Source organism: Micromonospora sp. LHW51205 (assembly GCF_003315815.1).
GTDB classification, from domain to species: domain Bacteria; phylum Actinomycetota; class Actinomycetes; order Mycobacteriales; family Micromonosporaceae; genus Micromonospora; species Micromonospora chalcea.
Genome location: NZ_QMEZ01000003.1, coordinates 696,395 through 714,105, shown reverse-complemented (window position 1 = coordinate 714,105; position 17,711 = coordinate 696,395). Strand labels below are relative to the sequence as shown.

The window sequence follows — 17,711 nt, the reverse complement described above, 5'->3', positions numbered from 1 at the left end:
CGCTCCGGGGGAGGTAGTCTGGATGATGTCATCGGCTATCAGACGGGCCTTGGCCAGGAGTTTCAGGCCCGTACACGACGGCGTTTATTCCACTCGTCAATATGTGCGGCGAGGACGGCATAGGCGGGGCGGATGACGCCCGCCGACGTGCTTCTTGGCTGAAGCGCACCATCTGTCACGGGCATGGCGCAGCGGGGCACGTAGGCCGCCGTACGCGCGTTCGCCCGCGTTTTCCCTGCGGCAAGGCGCGCCGTTGTGTATGCCGTGATGGCCTACGGCCTGCGCTTTTGCGCGCTCCCTGCCGGGCGGGACGCTGCTCCGGGTCGACTGTCGGGTAAGTGGCGCGCAATTATCCGACAGTGGCAGAGCTGCGTTCACCTGCAGTTATGAAAATCGTTCCCGCCTGTCGGAGAGTTGGCGCTCGGTGCGTTGCTTGCGCCTCCTGGGAAAACCGAGTTACACAAACTTTATCAACGATCAGGGTTGACACTCGCCGATGAACGCCGGGATGCTGGTGCCGCCGCCGTCCTGGTAGTCGGCGGGACGAACGCGGATCCTTTCGCGAAGTCCAGAACGTGCTTTCCGGACTATTAACGTGGTGCGAACGCAGCATTAATCATGCATTCGTGCCGGACCTGCTGTGCCTTTACCGGACGTCAGAAGGAATCGGATCGTGGGCATTTCCCTGCCAGGACGAGGCGATGCGGCCGACCCAGTGCGACAGTCGGCCGGGTCCGCCGGTCGCGCTGGTCAACCGCCGAAACCCGGCACCCTGGTCGACCGGTTCCGTGCGGTCCTTCTCGACCGTCCGGACGGCGTGACCTATCGGTTCCTGGCCGACGGCGAGAACGACGAGGTCGCCATTTCCAACGCCGACATGGATCGGCGGGCCCGGGCCATCGCCGCCACGTTGCGAGAGCGCGTGAACGAGGGCGAGCGGGCGCTCATCGTCTGCCCACCGGGCCTGGACTACCTCGCCGCGTTCCTGGGCTGCCTCTACGCCCGGGTGATCGCCGTACCGGTGTATCCGCCGAACCCGGTGCTGCTCAAGCGGACCCTGCCCCGGCTGATCGGCGTGATCCAGGACGCCCGTCCCGCTGTCGTGCTCGCGCCGGCGGAGATCACCGCGATGGCCGGCCAGATCACCGCGCTGGCGCCCGCGCTGGGCTCGCTCGTCTGGCAGGCCGTCGACCGGATCGACCCGGCCGTGGCCGACGGGTGGCGCGAGCCCGGCCTCGGCGGTGACGACGTGGCGTTCCTCCAGTACACGTCCGGCTCCACCGGGCGGCCGAAGGGCGTGGTGCTCAGCCACGCCAACCTGCTGGCCAACCTCGAGGCGACGAACCAGCGTTTCATCACCGACGTCGAGACCACCCGGCTGGTGAGCTGGCTGCCGCCGTACCACGACATGGGGCTGATCGGCGCCATGCTGCAGCCGCTCTACGCCGGGTTCCCGGCGACCTTCATGTCACCGACGTCGTTCCTCAAGCGCCCGCTCCGCTGGCTGCAGGCCATCTCCACCTACCGGGCCACGCTCAGCGGCAGCCCCAACTTCGGTTACGAGCTGTGCCTGGCGAAGACCACCGCGGACGAACGCGCGGCGCTGGACCTGAGCAGCTGGCGGCTGGCGTTCAGCGGGGCCGAGCCGGTCCGGGCCGAGACCATCGACCGGTTCGTGGCGGCCTTCGGGCCCAGCGGGTTCCGCCGCGAGGCCTTCTACCCCTGCTACGGCCTGGCCGAGGCGGCGCTGTTCGTCGCCGGCGGGCTGGCCGGCACCGAACCGGCAGTACGCCGCGTGCGTGCCGCCGACCTCGCCGACAACCGGGCGGTCGAGGCCGGCCCGGACGAGGAGAGCCGGACGCTCGTCAGCTGCGGAACGGCGGCCGCCGGGCACGAGCTGGTCATCGTCGACCCCGCTACCTGCGAGCGGCTCCCGGCCGGCCGGGTCGGCGAGATCTGGTTCGGCGGCGGCAGCGTCGCCCAGGGCTACTGGGGACGCCCGCAGGAGAGCGAGGAGACCTTCCGGGCCCGGCTCGCCGGCAGCGGCGACGGCCCGTTCCTGCGCACCGGCGACCTGGGCTTCCTGACCGACGACGGGGAGCTGTTCGTCACCGGCCGGCACAAGGACCTGATCATCATCGCCGGGCGGAACCACTACCCGAGCGACATCGAGGTGACGGTCGAGCAGAGCGATCCGACGCTGCGGCCGGGCTGCGGCGTGGCCTGTTCGGTGGAGGTCGACGGCGAGGAGCGGCTCGTCGTCATCCAGGAGGTCGGCGGCAGCCGCGCCCGGCTCGACGCCGAGCGCGTCGTCACGGCGATCCGCGGCGCGGTCGCCCAGGAGCACGGCCTCCAGGTGCACGACGTGGTCCTGATCAAGCAGGGCAGCATCCCGAAGACCTCCAGCGGAAAGCTGCAACGGCGGGCGGCCCGGCAGTCCTTCCTCACCGGCGACCTCACGGTGCTGGCGAGCTGGAGCGCGGCCGACCCGGAACACGTCACCGGCGGTGCGGGCAGCACGCCGGCACCGCCCGTGGCCGCACCCGGTCGCGCCGAGGTCGAGCAGCGCCTCGTGGCGGAGCTGGCCGCCCGGCTGGGGATCAGCCCGCAGGCGGTGGACCTCACCCGGCCCATCGCCACCTACGGGCTGCAGTCGGTGGAGATGGTCGGGCTCGTGGGCGAACTGGAGACGTGGCTGGGCCGTACCCTGTCCGCGACCCTGATCTGGGAGTACCCGACCATCGAGGCGCTGGCCGCCCACCTCGGCGACCCGGCCGTCGGCTCCGAACCCGCCGCGCCGGTCGAGCCCACGGCGCCGGCGGATCCGGCCGCGACCACGGCGACCGGCGCCGAGGCGACGGCGGGCCACGCGGACGCGACCGACGAGGCCGTCGCCATCATCGGCATCGGCTGCCGCCTCCCCGGCGGCGTCGACGGACCGGAGAGCTTCTGGCGCCTGCTGACCGAAGGACGCGACGCGGTCCGCGAGGTGCCCGCCGACCGGTGGGACGCCGACGAGCTGCACACCGACGACGCGACGACGCCCGGAAGGACGACCACCCGCTGGGGCGGCTTCCTGGACCGGATCGACCAGTTCGACCCGCACTTCTTCGGCATCGCCGCCCACGAGGCCGCCCGGATGGACCCGCAGCAGCGGCTTCTCGCCGAGGTGACCTGGGAGGCGCTGGAGGACGCCGGACTGGCCGCCGACGACCTGGCCGGCTCCCCGACCGGCGTCTTCATCGGCATCGCCACCAGCGACTACGCCCAGCTCACCCTCGCCGACCTCGACCGGGTCGACGCGTACACCGGCACCGGCAACGCGTTCAGCATCGCGGCGAACCGCCTGTCGTACCTGTTCGACCTGCGCGGCCCGAGCATCGCCGTCGACACCGCCTGCTCCTCCTCGCTGGTCGCGGTGCACCAGGCCGTCACCAGCCTGAGCCGGGGAGACTGCACGCTGGCCGTCGCCGGCGGGGTCAACGTGGTCCTGTCACCCGCGCTGGCGATCAACTTCAGCAAGGCCGGCGCGATGGCGGGCGACGGTCGCTGCAAGACCTTCGACGCCCGGGCCGACGGCTACGTCCGCGCGGAGGGCGCCGGCGTGGTGATTCTCAAGCCGCTGTCCCGGGCGCTCGCCGACCAGGACCCGATCTACGGGGTGATCCTCGGCGGGGCGGTCAACCAGGACGGCCGGACCAACGGGCTGATGGCGCCGAACCCGCACGCCCAGGAGACGGTGCTGCGCAGCGCGTACGAGCGGGCCGGCGTGGCGCCGGAACAGGTCGGCTACGTCGAGGCGCACGGCACCGGCACGCTGCTCGGCGACCCGATCGAGGCCAAGGCGCTCGCCGCCGTGGTCTGCGCCGACCGCGATCCGGCGCGGCCCCTGCTCATCGGATCGGTCAAGTCCAACCTCGGCCACCTGGAGGCCGCCGCCGGGATCGCCGGCCTGATCAAGGCCGCGCTGGTCCTGCGGCACCGGCAGATCCCGCCGACCCTGCACTACCGGCAGCCCAACCCGCACATCCCGTTCGCGCAGCTCGCGCTCCAGGTGGCCGACACCGGCCAGCCGTGGCCGGACGGGTACGCGCGGGCCGTCGCCGGAGTCAGCTCGTTCGGCTTCGGCGGCACCAACGCGCACCTGGTCCTCGCCGAGGCGCCCCGGTCCGACCGGCACGCCCTCGCCGAAACGGCCGCCGCGCCCGGCGACCTCCGCCTCAACGGCAGCGCGCCCGCCGGAGGCGTCCCGGCGGACCCGGCCCGGCTGCTGACCATCTCGGCCCGTACCCCCGAGGCGCTCGGTGAACTCGCCCGGCGGTACGCGGCGAAGCTGGCCCCGCCCGGCGAAGGCGCGGACCTCGCCGCCGTCTGCGCCGCCGCCGCCGTGCGCCGCACCCACCACGAGCACCGGCTGGCCTGCGTCGGTGACTCGCCCGAGCAGGTACGGGACGCGCTCGTCGCGTACGCGGCCGGCACGGAACGGCCCGGGCTGTCGTGGGGCGCCCGGCGCGTCTCCCGGCGCCCGAAGCCCGTCTTCGTGTTCTCCGGCCAGGGGCCCCGGTGGTGGCCGATCACCGAGGACCTGCTCGCCGAGCCGGCGTTCCGCGACACGTTCGCGCAGTGCGACCGGGCGCTGCGGCAGTACGTCGACTTCTCCCTGCTCGACCTGGTCACCGGCCGGGACGACGCGAGTCTGCTGGACGACCCGGCGGTCGCCCAGCCCGCGCTGACCGCCGTGCAGATCGCCCTGGCCGCGCTCTGGCGCTCCTGGGGCGTCGAGCCGGCCGCCGTGGTCGGGCACAGCGTCGGCGAGGTGGCCGCCGCCCAGGTCGCGGGCGCGCTCGGCATCGCCGACGCGATGCGGGTCGCCCGCCAGCGGGGCCGGGTCATCCGCGCCGCCATCGGCAACGGCCGGATGGCGGTGCTCGGCCTCCCGCTCGACCGGACCGAGCAGTTGCTCGCCGAGCGGCGGCCGGGCGCCGTCTCGGTCGCCGCCGCCAACGGACCGGAGTCCACTGTGCTCTCCGGCGACGGCGCGGCCCTGGCCGCCCTCGCCGAGACGCTGACGGCCGACGGGACGTTCTGCCGGATGCTCGAATCGGTCGACTACGCCTCGCACAGCCCACAGATGGAACCGCTGCGCGCCGAGCTCGGCGCGCTGCTCGACGGGCTCACCCCGGGGCCCGCCGCCGTGCCGATGCTCTCCACGGTCACCGCCGGGCCGATCGACGGCGCCGCGCTCGACGCCGCGTACTGGGCCGACAACCTGCGCCGGCCGGTGCTGTTCGACACCGCCGTCACCCGGCTGGTCGACGCCGGGCACGACGTGTTCGTGGAGATCTCCCCGCATCCCATGCTCGGCGGCCCGGTCACCGAACGCATCGCCCGCCAGCAGCGCGACGGCGTCGTCGTCGCCTCGCTGCGCCGCGACGAGCCGAGCCGGGCCACGGTCCTCGGTGAGCTGGGCCGCCTCTGGACCGCCGGCTGCCCGGTCGACTGGCGCCGGATGTACGGACCGGTCGTGCCGATGGCCGCGCTGCCGGCGTACCCGTGGCAGCGGGAACGGCACTGGATCACCGACGAGTACCCCCGGACGCGGCGCACCGCCCACCGCGGGCACCCGGTGCTGGAGACGTACGTCCGGTCCGCCGCCGAACCGGGCGGACACCACTTCGGCGTCCGGCTCGACCTGGCCGGGTTCGGCTACCTGCGGGACCACGTCGTCGAGGACAGCCCGGTGCTGCCGGCCAGCCTGCTGCTCGACGCGGCGCTGGCGGCGACCCGGCGGCTCCTCGACGATCCGGCCGCGGTGGTCGAGCGGATCGAACTGACCCGGGTCACCCTCGTCGAGGAGCTGGCCGAGGCGGACACCGTCCAACTCGTCCTGCTCCCGGAGACCGCCACCGGCGGCACGCTGCGGATCTACAGCCGCGGACCGGACGACGCCTGGAACGAGGTGGCGCACGGCCGGTACGGCGCCGCGCAGCCGTTCCCGGCCGGAGCCGTCGAGCCGCTGACCACGATCCGCTCGCGCTGCGGCGAGCAGCGGGACAGCGCCGAGCACTACGCCCGGCTGGCCCGGTCCGGCCTGCGCTACGGCCCCGCCTTCCAGGGCGTCGCCGCGCTCTGGCAGGGCGAGCGCGAGGCGGTCGCCGAACTGCGCGACCCGGCCGAGCTGACCGGCGCCCGGGAGCCGTACCTGGTGCACCCCGCCCTGCTGGACAGCTGCCTGCAGGTGCTGGCGGCGGCCATGACCGGCGCCGACGACGGGACGTACCTGCCGGTGGGGGTGGAGCGTTTCGCCCTCGCCGCCGGCCCGGGCGTACCCCGATGGGCGCACGCCACCGTGGGCGGGGCCGCCACCGACGGCCCGGAGATCGACGGCGCCCGGGTGGTGCTCTACGACGCGGCCGGCGACCCGGTGGGCGAGATCGCCGGCGTGCGGCTGCGCCGGCTGGCCGGCTCCGGCCCGGCCGACCCGGTCGGCGAGGCGCTGCTCGACCTGGCCTGGCAGGAGGCCACCGACGGGGCACAGACGCCGGAGACCGGCGGCTGGTGGCTGTTGCTGGCCGGCTCCGACCCGGTCGGCGGCGACCTGCGGGCCGCGCTGTCCGGCCGGGGCGTGGACACGGTGACCGTCGCACCCGGTGACGCCTACCGGCAGGTTGCCCCGGACCGGTACGAGGTCGACCCGGCCCGGCCGGCGGACTTCGTGACGCTCCTGACCGACCTGCGTGCCGCCCGGCCGGAGCCGTGCGCCGGAGTGCTGCACGCGTGGAGCCTCGACGTGCGCCTCACCGAGCAGAGCCCGGCCGACCTGCCGGACACCCCACTCGACCGGCTCGAACTGCTCGGTCCGGTCGCCGTCACGCATCTGGTGCGGGCGCTCACCGAGGTCGGCGGCCGGTCACCCCGGCTGGTGCTGGCCACCCGGGGCGCGCAGGTGGTCGCCGCCGACGCGGGCGCGCCGGACCCGGCCCAGGGCGGACTCTGGGGACTGGCCCGGGTGGTCGCGCTGGAACACGCCGAGCTGCGCCCCACGATCGTCGACCTCGACCCGGCCGACGGGCGGCACGGCGTTCCCGGCCTGGTCGACGAACTGCTGCACCGGCCCGGTGGCGAGCAGGTCGCGCTGCGCGGCGGCCGGCGCTACGTGCCCCGGCTGGTCCCGTGGCGCGCGCCCACGGCCACGCCGGCGCGTCCGCACCCGTTCGACCGGTCCGCCGCCGACGGCAACTACCGGCTGCTGTCGGTGCAGGGACACCTGGGCAGCCTGACGCCGGTGCTCTCCGCACGCGTGCCGCCCGGCCCCGGCCAGGTGCAGATCGAGGTGGCCGCCGCCGGACTCAACTTCAACGACGTGCTCAAGGCGATGGAGATCTGCCCCGGCGTACCCCCGGGCATCGTGCCGCTGGGCGGCGAGTGCGCCGGCCGGGTCACCGCGCTCGGCGCCGGAGTCACCGGCCTGAGCGTCGGCGACGCGGTGATGGCGGTGGCCCCGTCCAGCATGGCCGCGTACACCACCACCCGGGCCGAGCTGGTCGCCCCCGTCCCCGGCGGGCTCACCGACGAGCAGGCCGCCGCGCTGCCGATCGCGTTCCTCACCGTGGTGTACGGCCTGGAGTACCTGGCCCACCTCGGCGAGGGCGACACCCTCCTGATCCACTCGGCCACCGGCGGCGTCGGCCTGGCCGCGCTGCAGGTGGCCCGCCGCAACGGCGCCGAGGTGCTGGCCACCGCCGGCAGTGAGGAAAAGCGGGAACTGCTGCGCCGCCTCGGCGTCAAGCACGTGATGGACTCCCGGTCGCTGCGTTTCGCCGACGAGGTGCTGGCCCTCACCGACGGCCGGGGCGTGGACGTCGTGCTCAACTCGCTCACCGGCGAGGCGCTCACCCGCAGCCTCGGCCTGCTCGCGCCGAACGGGCGGTTCGTCGAGATCGGCAAGCAGGACATCTACGCCAACAGCCACCTCGGCCTGCGGGCGCTGCGGCACAACCGCTCGTTCCTCGCCGTCGACCTGGAACGCGCCTTCGCCGAGCGGCCGAAGCTGATCGCCCGCCTCTTCGCCGAGGTGCTGCGCGGCTTCGACAGCGGCGAGTTCACCGCCCTCCCGGTGACCACCTACGACTACGCCGACGCGGCGGCGGCGTTCGGTCTCATGGCGCAGGCCCGGCACACCGGCAAGATCGTGCTCCGGCCCGGCGGGCACGAGGTGGCCGCCGTACCGCCGGGGGAGGTCCCGGTCCGGCCGGCCGCCACGTACCTGATCACCGGTGGTCTCGGCGCTCTCGGCCTGGAGACCGCCCGCTGGCTGGCCGGTCGCGGCGCGCGGCACCTGGCGCTGCTCGGCCGCAGCCGGCCCTCGGCGTACGCCGGGCAGGTCCTCGACGAGCTGCGCGGGCAGGGCGTCGACGTCCAGGTCCGGCAGGCCGACATCGCCCGCCACGAGGACGTCACGGCGGTGCTGGCGGACCTCGACCGGACGATGCCGCCGCTGGCCGGCGTCGTGCACGCCGCCGGCGTGCTGGACGACGGGCTGATGCTGCAGCTCGACCGGGCCCGGTTCCGGGCCGTGGCCGCGCCCAAGGTGGACGGCGCCTGGCATCTGCACCGGGCCACCCTGGACCGGGACCTCGACTTCTTCGTCCTCTACTCCTCGGCCGCCGCGCTGCTCGGCTCACCGGGCCAGGCCAACTACGCCGCCGCGAACGCGTTCCTGGACACGCTCGCGCAGCGGCGCCGGGCGCAGGGACGGGCCGCGCTGAGCGTCAACTGGGGTCCCTGGTCCGGGTCCGGCCTGGCGGCCCGCCCGGACCGTGGCGGCCAGCTCGCCGGTCAGGGCATCGTCGGCATCGACCCACGCGACGGCATCGAGGCGCTGGACCGGCTGGTGCGGACCCCGGCGGCGCAGGTGGCCGTCCTGCCGCTGGACCTCGACCGGCTCCGCGCGGCTGCGGCCGGCGGGCTCGTGCCCGCGCTGCTGGCCGACCTGGTCGCGGTGGACACCCCGCGCACGGCCGAGGGCCGGGCGCGCTCCGGCGAGGTACGCCGGCGGCTGCTCACCGTCGAGCCGGGCCGCCGCCGGCGCGCCCTGCTCACCGGGCACGTCGCCGGTGAGGTGGCCCGGGTGCTCAAGGTGGACGCCGACCGGGTCGACGTCACCTCGCCGCTGGCGAACATGGGCTTCGACTCGCTGATGTCGCTGGAGCTGCGCAAGCGGCTGGAGACGTCGCTCGACGTCGAACTGTCCGCCACGCTCGCGTGGCGCTTCCCGACCATCGACGCGCTCGTACCGCACCTCGCCGAGCGGATGGACGTGGCGCTGGAGGCCGGGCCGGACGCCGACGTCTCCCTGGCGGGGACGGGCCCGGCGACCGCGCCCGGCGCGACACCGGCCGCCGGGACCGACGACCCGGCCACCGACCTGGAGCAGCTCTCCGACGACGACGTCGAGGCGCTCCTGCTGGCCAAGCTCAACCAGATCGAGGAAGGGCGTCAGGGATGACCACGACCGGGCAGCAGGCGCAGGCGCCGAACTCCACGCTCAAGCGCGCCTACCTGCAGATGGAGCGGATGCAGCGGCAGCTCGCCGAGTACGAGCGCGGCCGGACCGAGCCCGTCGCGGTCGTCGGCATGGGGCTGCGCTTCCCCGGCGGCGCGGTCGACGCGGAGAGCTTCTGGCGGATCCTGCGCGACGGCGTCGACGCGGTCGCGGAGATCCCGGCCGACCGCTGGCCGGTCGACGAGTTCTACGACGAGCAAGCGCAGCAGCCCGGCAAGATGCGGACCCGCTGGGGCGGCTTCCTGGACCGCGTCGACCACTTCGACTACGAGTTCTTCGGCATCTCCCGGCGCGAGGCGCTGGCCATGGACCCGCAGCAGCGGCTCGCCCTGGAGGTGTCCTGGGAGGCGCTGGAGAACGCCGGGAAGGCGCCGACCGCGCTGGCCGGCAGCCGTACCGGGGTGTTCCTCGGCGTGTGCAGCAACGACTTCGCCACCGAGAACTTCCCCGGGCTGGAGGACATCACCGCCTACGCCAGCACCGGCACCGCGCACAGCGTGGTGACCGGGCGGATCTCGTACGTCTTCGACTTGCGCGGCCCGAGCGTGGCGGTGGACACCGCCTGCTCCTCCTCGCTGGTGTCGGTGCACATGGCGGTGCAGAGCCTGCGGTCCGGCGAGTGCGACCTGGCCCTCGGCGGCGGGGTGAACGTCGTCCTGTCGCCGCTGCCCAGCGTGGCCTTCTCCCAGTTCCCCGGCATGGTCGCCCCGGACGGCCGGTGCAAGACCTTCGACGCCCGCGCCAACGGCTACGTCCGCAGCGAGGGCTGCGGCATCATCGTGCTCAAGCGTCTGACCGACGCGGTACGCGACGGCGACCAGGTGCTCGCGGTGATCCGCGGCGGCGCGGTCAACCAGGACGGTCGCAGCTCCGGGGTGACCGCCCCGAACGGGGTGGCGCAGCGCGACGTGCTGCGCCGGGCGCTCGCGGCGAGCGGCGTCGCCGCCGAGCAGGTCTCCTACATCGAGGCGCACGGCACCGGCACCACGCTCGGCGACCCGATCGAGGTCGAGGCGCTGGCCGAGGTGTACGGCCGGGAGGAGGGCGCACCGGTCTACCTGGGGTCGTCGAAGACGAACGTCGGCCATGCCGAGGCCGCCTCCGGCATCGTCGGGCTGATCAAGGTGGTGCTCGCCCTGCACAAGGGCGCGATCCCGCCGAACGTGCACTTCACCGAGCTGAATCCGCACATCTCCTTCGCCGGCACCACGTTCGCGGTGCCGACCGAGTTGAGCGAGTGGCCGGCGGTCGCCGAGCGGCCGGTGGCCGGGGTGAGCAGCTTCGGTTTCAGCGGCACCAACGCCCACCTGATCGTGCAGGCCGCGCCCGAGCCGCCGGCCGTACCGTCGGAACCGGCGGTGGAGCGGCCCCGTTCGGTGCTGCCGCTGTCGGCCCGGACGCCGGACGGGCTGCTGGAGCTGGCCCGGCGCTACCAGCAGCGACTGTCCGCCGACCCGGGCGCGGCGCTGGCCGACGTCTGCTTCTCGGCCGGCACCGGACGGGCCCACTTCCCGCACCGGCTGGCCGCCGTCGGCGCGTCCGTCCGGGAGGTCGCCGACCAGCTCGCCGACTTCGTCGACGGGCTGCCCGGCGACCTGCCGGTGGTGGGCGAGGCCGGCAGCGACGACGTGGTCTTCCTCTTCACCGGGCAGGGCCCGCAGCGCGTCGGCATGGCCCGCGCCCTCTATCAGACGCAGCCCACCTTCCGGCAGGCCGTCGACCGCTGCGACGAGATCCTGCGGCCGCTGCTGGACGTCCCGCTGCTGGACGTGATCTACCCGGCCGACCCGGACTCCGACCTGGTCTACCGCACGACCTACTCGCAGCCGGCGCTGTTCGCGGTGCAGTACGCCATGGCGCAGATGTGGCGCTCCTGGGGCGTCGAGCCGGTGGCGGTGCTCGGGCACAGCTTCGGCGAGTACGTGGCCGCCTGCGTGGCCGGCATGATGAGCCTGGAGGACGGGCTGCGGCTGGTCGTCGAACGCGGCCGGCTGATGTGGGAGCTGAACGGCAACGGCGCGATGGTGGCCGTCTTCGCCCCCGAGGCCGAGGTCACCGAGGTGCTCGCCGGGTACGCCGACCGGGTGTCCGTCGCCGCGGTCAACGGCCCCGGCACCACCTCCATCTCCGGTGAGCGGGAGGCGCTGGCGCGGATCTGCGCCGAGTTCGACAGGCGCGGGGTGAAGACCAAGCAGCTGCACATCACCACCTCGTCGCACTCGCCGCTGATCGAGCCGATCCTGCCGGGCCTGCGCGCGGCGGCCGACGCGGTGACGTTCACCCCGCCGCGCATCCCGCTCGTGGCGAACCTGACCGGTGAGCTGTGGCCGTGGGACACCGCCCCGGACGCCGACTACTGGTGCCGGCACGCCCGCCAGCCGGTGCGCTTCGCGGCCAGCATCGACACGCTGCGCGAGCTGGGCTACCGCACCTTCGTCGAGATGGGACCCGCGCCGACGCTGCTCGGCATGATCAGCGACAACCTGCCGGCGGGGGAGGCCCTGCTGGCGCCGAGCCTGCGGCCCAAGCACGACGACTGGGCGGTGCTGCTGCACACCGTCGCCCGGCTCTACACCGCCGGCGTGGACCTGGACTGGGCCGGTTTCGACCGGGACTACCGGCGGGCCCGGGTGCCGCTGCCCACCTACCCGTTCGAGAAGACGCACTGCCGGCAGGAGCCGCGCCGCACGCAGCGGCAGCGGCACACCGGATCATCCACCGTGGACGACACCGGCGAGGACGGCGCCGCCGCGTACGCCGACGACGACCTGCTCTACCGGCTCGACTGGCAACCTGTCGACGCGCCCGCGCCGGCTCCCGACCCGCAAGCAACCCCGGCCCGGACCTGGCTGGTGCTCACCGACGGGACCGGGGTCGGCGCCGGGTTCGCCGACGCCGTCGCCGCCCGGGGCGAGCGGGTGGTACGGGTGTCGCCGGGCCTGGCGTACCGCGTCGACGGCGCGCGGGCCGAGGTGCGCCTGGACGGCCCGGCGGACCTGAGCCGGCTGGTGGACGAGCTGGCGCTCGACGGCGGCGAGCTTCAGGTGCTGCACCTGTGGAGCCTCGACGACACCGACCCGGACGGCGCGGCGGACGCCGCCGCGCTGCTGCGGGCCACCGAGCGGGGCAGCCTCAGCGCGGTCCACACCGCGCAGGCGCTGGCCCGGGCGCGGGGCCCGGAGACGGTACGGCTCTGGCTGGTCACCCGCGGCGCGGTACGGCCGGCCGACGCCCCGGGCGGCCCGGTGTCGCTCGCGGTGGCCCAGTCGGCCCTGTGGGGTCTGGGCCGGTCGTTGCAGCAGGAGCACTCGGCGCTCTGGGGCGGCCTGATCGACCTCGACCCGGCCGCCGACCCGGCCACGCTGGCCGCGCGTCTGGTGGGGGAGCTGACCGCCCGGGACGCCGAGGACCAGGTCGCGTTGCACGGCGACCGGCGGTACGTGGCCCGGCTCGTCCGCCAGGCGGTGCCCGAGGCCGACGCCGCCGACGGGCCGTGGCGGCCCGACGCGAGCTACCTGATCACCGGCGGCCTCGGCGGCATCGGCCTGGAGGTGGCCCGGTCGATGGTGCGGGCCGGCGCGCGGCGGCTGGTGCTGCTCGGCCGCACCGTGCTGCCGCCCCGGGCCGAGTGGACCGCCCTGCCCGCCGACCATCCGGCGGCGGCACGTGTCGCCGGGGTGCGCGAGCTGGAGGCGCTCGGGGCCGCCGTGCACGTGGCCTCCGTCGACGTCGCCGACGAGGAGGCGGTACGGGCGTTCCTGGCCGGCTACGACCGGGAGGGCCGGCCGCCGATCCGGGGCGTCGTGCACGCCGCCGGCACCGGTGAGGTGGCCCCGCTGACGGAGCTGACCCGGGCCGACCTGGAACGCCCGCTGCTGCCCAAGGCCGTCGGCGCCTGGGTGCTGCACCGCCTGTTCGCCGGCCGGGAGCTGGACTTCTTCATCCTGTTCTCCTCGACCAGCTCGCTGCTCAGCTCGCCGTTCGTGGCCGGGTACGCGGCGGCCAACGCCTTCCTCGACGCGCTGGCGGCGCAGCGCCGCGCCGCCGGACTGCCCGGTCTGAGCGTCAACTGGGGTATCTGGGAAGGGGTCGGCCTGGCCAACCGGGGCGCCGACGCCACCCCCGGGCTCAGCAAGGGCATGGGCACGCTGCGGCCCGCCCAGGCGCTGCGGGTCTTCCACCGGCTGCTGCGCCACGACGAGCCGCAGATCGCCGTGGTCCCGGTCGACTGGACCGAGTGGGGGCGCCGCTACCAGGAGGTCTCCGGTTCGGCCCTGCTCGCCCCGCTGCTGCGCGGCGACGGCCCCGCCCGGCCCGCCCGGCGTACGGCCCGGACCAGCCTGCTGCCCAGCCGCGCGCAGCTGCTGGCCCTGCCGGCCGACCGGCGCGCCGAGACGCTCACCGGGCAACTGGTGCTCGCCGTCGCGGCCACCCTCGGCTCCGCGACGGCGTCGGTCGGGCTGGACCAGCCGCTGTTCGACCTGGGCCTGGACTCGCTCATGGCGGTGGAGCTGAAGAACGAGATCGAACGCCAGCTCGGCGTCTCGCTGTCCATCGCGGTGTTCCTGGAGGGCGCCACCCTGCGCACCCTCACCGAGCAGATCGTCAGCCGGCTGCCGGCCGGCGCGGACGACGGCGGCGCCGACACGGCGGCCATCGGGCGGGTCGAGCGGTTCGAGGACGTCGCCTCGGAGCTGCTCGCCGAGCTGGAAGGCCTCTCCGACGAGCAGGCGCGGGCCGTACTGGGCCAGGAGGCGTGAGATGACCGACCTCGACGCACGGCTCGCCGCGCTCTCCCCGGAGAAACGGGCGCTGTTCGAGAAGCTTCTGCGCGAGCGGGGCCAGGCGCGGCCCGCCCGGCGGGAGAACGTCTTCCCGATCTCCGTGATGCAGCAGGGCATCTGGTTTTTGGAGCAGCTCCGGCCCGGCAACCCGGCGTACCTGATCCCGGCGGCGGTGCGCATCCGCGGCCCGCTGGACACCGCCCTGCTGCGGCAGGCGGTCGACGGGATCGTCGCCCGGCACGAGTCGCTGCGGACCACGTTCGAGCTGCGCGACGGGCGGCCGGTGCAGGTGGTCCACCCGGCGCTCGCGATCCCGCTGGCCGAGACCGACCTGCGCGGCACGCCGGCCGGCGGCGACGAGCTGGAGGCGCGGATCGTTGCCGCGCTGCGCGAGCCGTTCGACATCACCACCGGCCCGCTGCTGCGGCTGGCCCTGCTCCGGCTCGGTGACGACGACTGCGTGCTCGGCGTGGCGATGCACCACCTCGTCTCCGACGGCTGGTCCGTCGGGGTGCTGCTGGGTGAACTCTCCACCCGGTACGCCGCGCTGGCCACCGGCGACCGGCCGGCGCTGCCCGAGCTGAGTGTCCAGTACGGCGACTACGCCGCCTGGCAGCAGGACTGGCTGCGCGGGGAGGACCTGTCGGCGGACCTGGCCCACTGGCGGGAGCACCTCGCCGGGGCGCCGGCCGTGCTCGACCTGCCGACCGACCGGCCCCGCCCGCCGGTGCAGGGCTTCCAGGGCGCCTCCCACCCGTTCACGTTGCCCGAGCCGGTGCTCACCGCGCTCGGCGTGCTCGGCAAGCAGCACGGCGCGACCACGTACATGGCGCTGCTGGCCGCCTTCGGCGTGCTGCTGCGCCGCTACAGCGGGCAGGACGACGTGGTGGTCGGCGTGCCGATGGCCAACCGGGACCGGGCCGAGATCGAACCGCTCATCGGGTTCTTCGTCAACACCCTGCCGGTCCGCGTGGACCTGACCGGCAACCCGACCTTCACCGAACTGCTGGGCCGGGTCCGGGACGCCTGCCTCGGCGCGTACGCCCACCAGCGGGTGCCGTTCGAGAAGGTGGTGGAGGAGCTGAAGCCGGCCCGCGACCTCAGCCGGCCGCCGATCTTCCAGGTGGGGCTCTCCTACCAGAGCGACCCGCTGCCCACGCTGGCCCTGGCCGGGGTGGAGTTCGAACGGCTGCCGCTGCGCGCCCAGGGCGCCCGCTTCGACCTGGAGCTGCAGCTGTTCAACGACGCCGGTGGGGTCAGCGGCTGGTTCGAGTACGACCGGGACCTGTTCGAACCCGCCACCATGGCCCGGATGGCCGGGCACTACCGGCGGATCGTCGAGCTGGCCGTCGCCGGCCCGCACACGGCTGTCGACGAACTGCCGTTGCTGGACGCCGACGAGCGGAACGCAGTGCTGGCGCTGTCGCGGGGCGAGGCGCGGCGGTGGCCCGGCGCGGGCTGGGCGCACGAGCAGATCGCCGAGCGGGCCCGGCGTACGCCGGAACTGCCGGCGGTGCGGTTCGCCGGCCGCACCGTCGGCTACGGGGAGCTGCTGCGCCGGGCCAACGGGCTGGCCCGCCGGCTGCGTGCCGCCGGGGTCGGCCCCGGCGTGCGGGTCGGCCTGGTGCTGGAACGCTCGGTGGAGCTGGTGGTCGGCCTGCTGGCGATCTGGCAGGCCGGCGGCGCGTACGTGCCCGTCGACCCGGGCCTGCCGGCCCGGCGGGTGGCGCTGATGCTCGACGACGCGGACCCGGCGGTGGTGCTCACCCAGCGGCGGCTCGGCGAGAAGCTGTCCTGGGACGGGCCGCTGTGGTACGCCGACGAGCTGCTCACCGACGACGTGCCCGCGGACGCCGCCGACGACCCGCCCACCCCGGTACGCGGCACCGACGTCGCCTACGTCATCTACACCTCCGGGTCGACCGGCCGGCCCAAGGGCGTGCCGAACACGTTCGCCGGCATCCGCAACCGGCTGCTGTGGATGCAGGACGCCTACGGCCTCGGCCCCGGCGACCGGGTGCTGCAGAAGACGCCGTACTCGTTCGACGTCTCGGTCTGGGAGTTCTTCTGGCCGTTGATGACCGGCGCGACGCTCGTCGTGGCCCGCCCGGACGGGCACCGCGACGGCGCCTACCTGGTCGACACGATCCGCTCCGAACAGGTCACCACCGTGCACTTCGTGCCCTCCATGCTCCAGGCGTTCCTGCGCGAGCCCGACGTCGAGCGGTGCGTGAGCCTGCGTCGGGTGATCTGCAGTGGCGAGGCGCTTCCGCGCGACCTGCAGGACCGCTTCTTCACCCGGTCCGCCGCCGAGCTGCACAACCTGTACGGCCCGACCGAGGCGGCGATCGACGTCACCGCCTGGGCCTGCCGCCGCGACGACCCCCGGCCGGTGCCGATCGGGCGGCCGATCGCGAACACCCAGGTGTACGTGCTGGACCGCCATCTGCAGCCGGTGCCCGTGGGTGTGCCGGGCGAGCTGCACATCGGCGGGGTCAACGTGGCGCTCGGCTACCTGAACCGGCCCGAGCTGACCGCCGAACGGTTCGTCGCCGACCCGTTCGCCACACCGGCGCCGGCCGGCGGCACGGCCGTCACCGGCGACCGCGACGACGACCGGCCGCCCGGCCGGCTCTACAAGACCGGTGACCTGGGCCGGATCCGTGCCGACGGCGCGATCGAGTACCTGGGCCGCCTCGACCACCAGGTGAAGCTGCGCGGCTTCCGGATCGAGCTGGGCGAGATCGAGGCGGCGCTGACCGCCTGCCCCGGCGTCACCGAGGCGGTGGTGGTGGCGCGTGCGCACGGCGGCGACACCCGGCTGGTGGCGTACCTGGTCGGGCCGGCCGTGCCGGCCACCGGTGAGCTGATCGGCCGGTTGGAGGAACGGCTGCCCGACTACATGGTGCCGGCGGTCTTCACCACGCTGGACGCCCTGCCGCTGACCCCGAACGGCAAGGTGGACCGGTCGGCCCTGCCCGAACCCGACCTGGCCCGCCCGGAGCTGCGCAGCCCGTACGTGGCGCCGCGCGACGAGCTGGAGCGCACCGTCGCCGGCATCTGGCGGGAGCTGCTCGGCGTGGAGCAGGTCGGGGTGGACGACAACTTCTTCGAGCTGGGCGGCCACTCCCTGCTGATGGCCGAGGCCCGCCTGCGGCTCGTCGCGGCGGCCGGCCGGGACGTGACGCTCGTCGAGCTGTTCCAGTTCCCCACCGTCGCCGCGCTCGCCGGTTACCTCAACCGGCCCGGCGCGGACGGCGACGGCCTGGGCGACGCCCAGGAACGGGCGGCCACCCGCCGGCAGTCACTGAGTCGACGTCGCCGCCGCTCGTCGGCCGCGCAGGCATGAACGGTAGGTGAGA

Annotated in this window: 3 protein-coding genes; all 3 read left to right on the top strand. The window is 74.6% G+C overall.

Annotated elements, in window-relative coordinates; translation table 11 throughout:
* Positions 1 to 817: 817 nt before the first annotated feature.
* Genes DQE82_RS15355 through DQE82_RS15345 form a run of 3 tightly spaced genes read left to right on the top strand, consistent with a single transcriptional unit; the run spans position 818 to position 17,698 of the window.
* Positions 818 to 9,508: a type I polyketide synthase gene (locus DQE82_RS15355; protein ID WP_199496002.1), complete on the top strand. Its 8,691-nt coding sequence runs from the start codon at positions 818 to 820 to the stop codon at positions 9,506 to 9,508.
* Positions 9,505 to 14,325 carry a type I polyketide synthase gene (locus DQE82_RS31375; protein WP_113973038.1) on the top strand — a complete coding sequence of 1,607 codons (4,821 nt, stop codon included), beginning with the start codon at positions 9,505 to 9,507 and terminating at the stop codon, positions 14,323 to 14,325. Before DQE82_RS15355 ends, DQE82_RS31375 begins: the two co-directional genes overlap by 4 nt.
* 1 nt (position 14,326) lies before the next feature.
* Entirely contained in the window at positions 14,327 to 17,698 is a 3,372-nt protein-coding gene (locus tag DQE82_RS15345) for a non-ribosomal peptide synthetase (protein ID WP_113973037.1), read from the top strand.
* Positions 17,699 to 17,711 lie beyond the last annotated feature (13 nt).

Coding starts and splice junctions, on each gene's coding strand:
- DQE82_RS31375 (WP_113973038.1), top strand. CDS start 9,505: ATGACCACGACCGGGCAGCAGGCGCAGGCGCCGAACTCCACGCTCAAG.
- DQE82_RS15345 (WP_113973037.1), top strand. CDS start 14,327: ATGACCGACCTCGACGCACGGCTCGCCGCGCTCTCCCCGGAGAAACGG.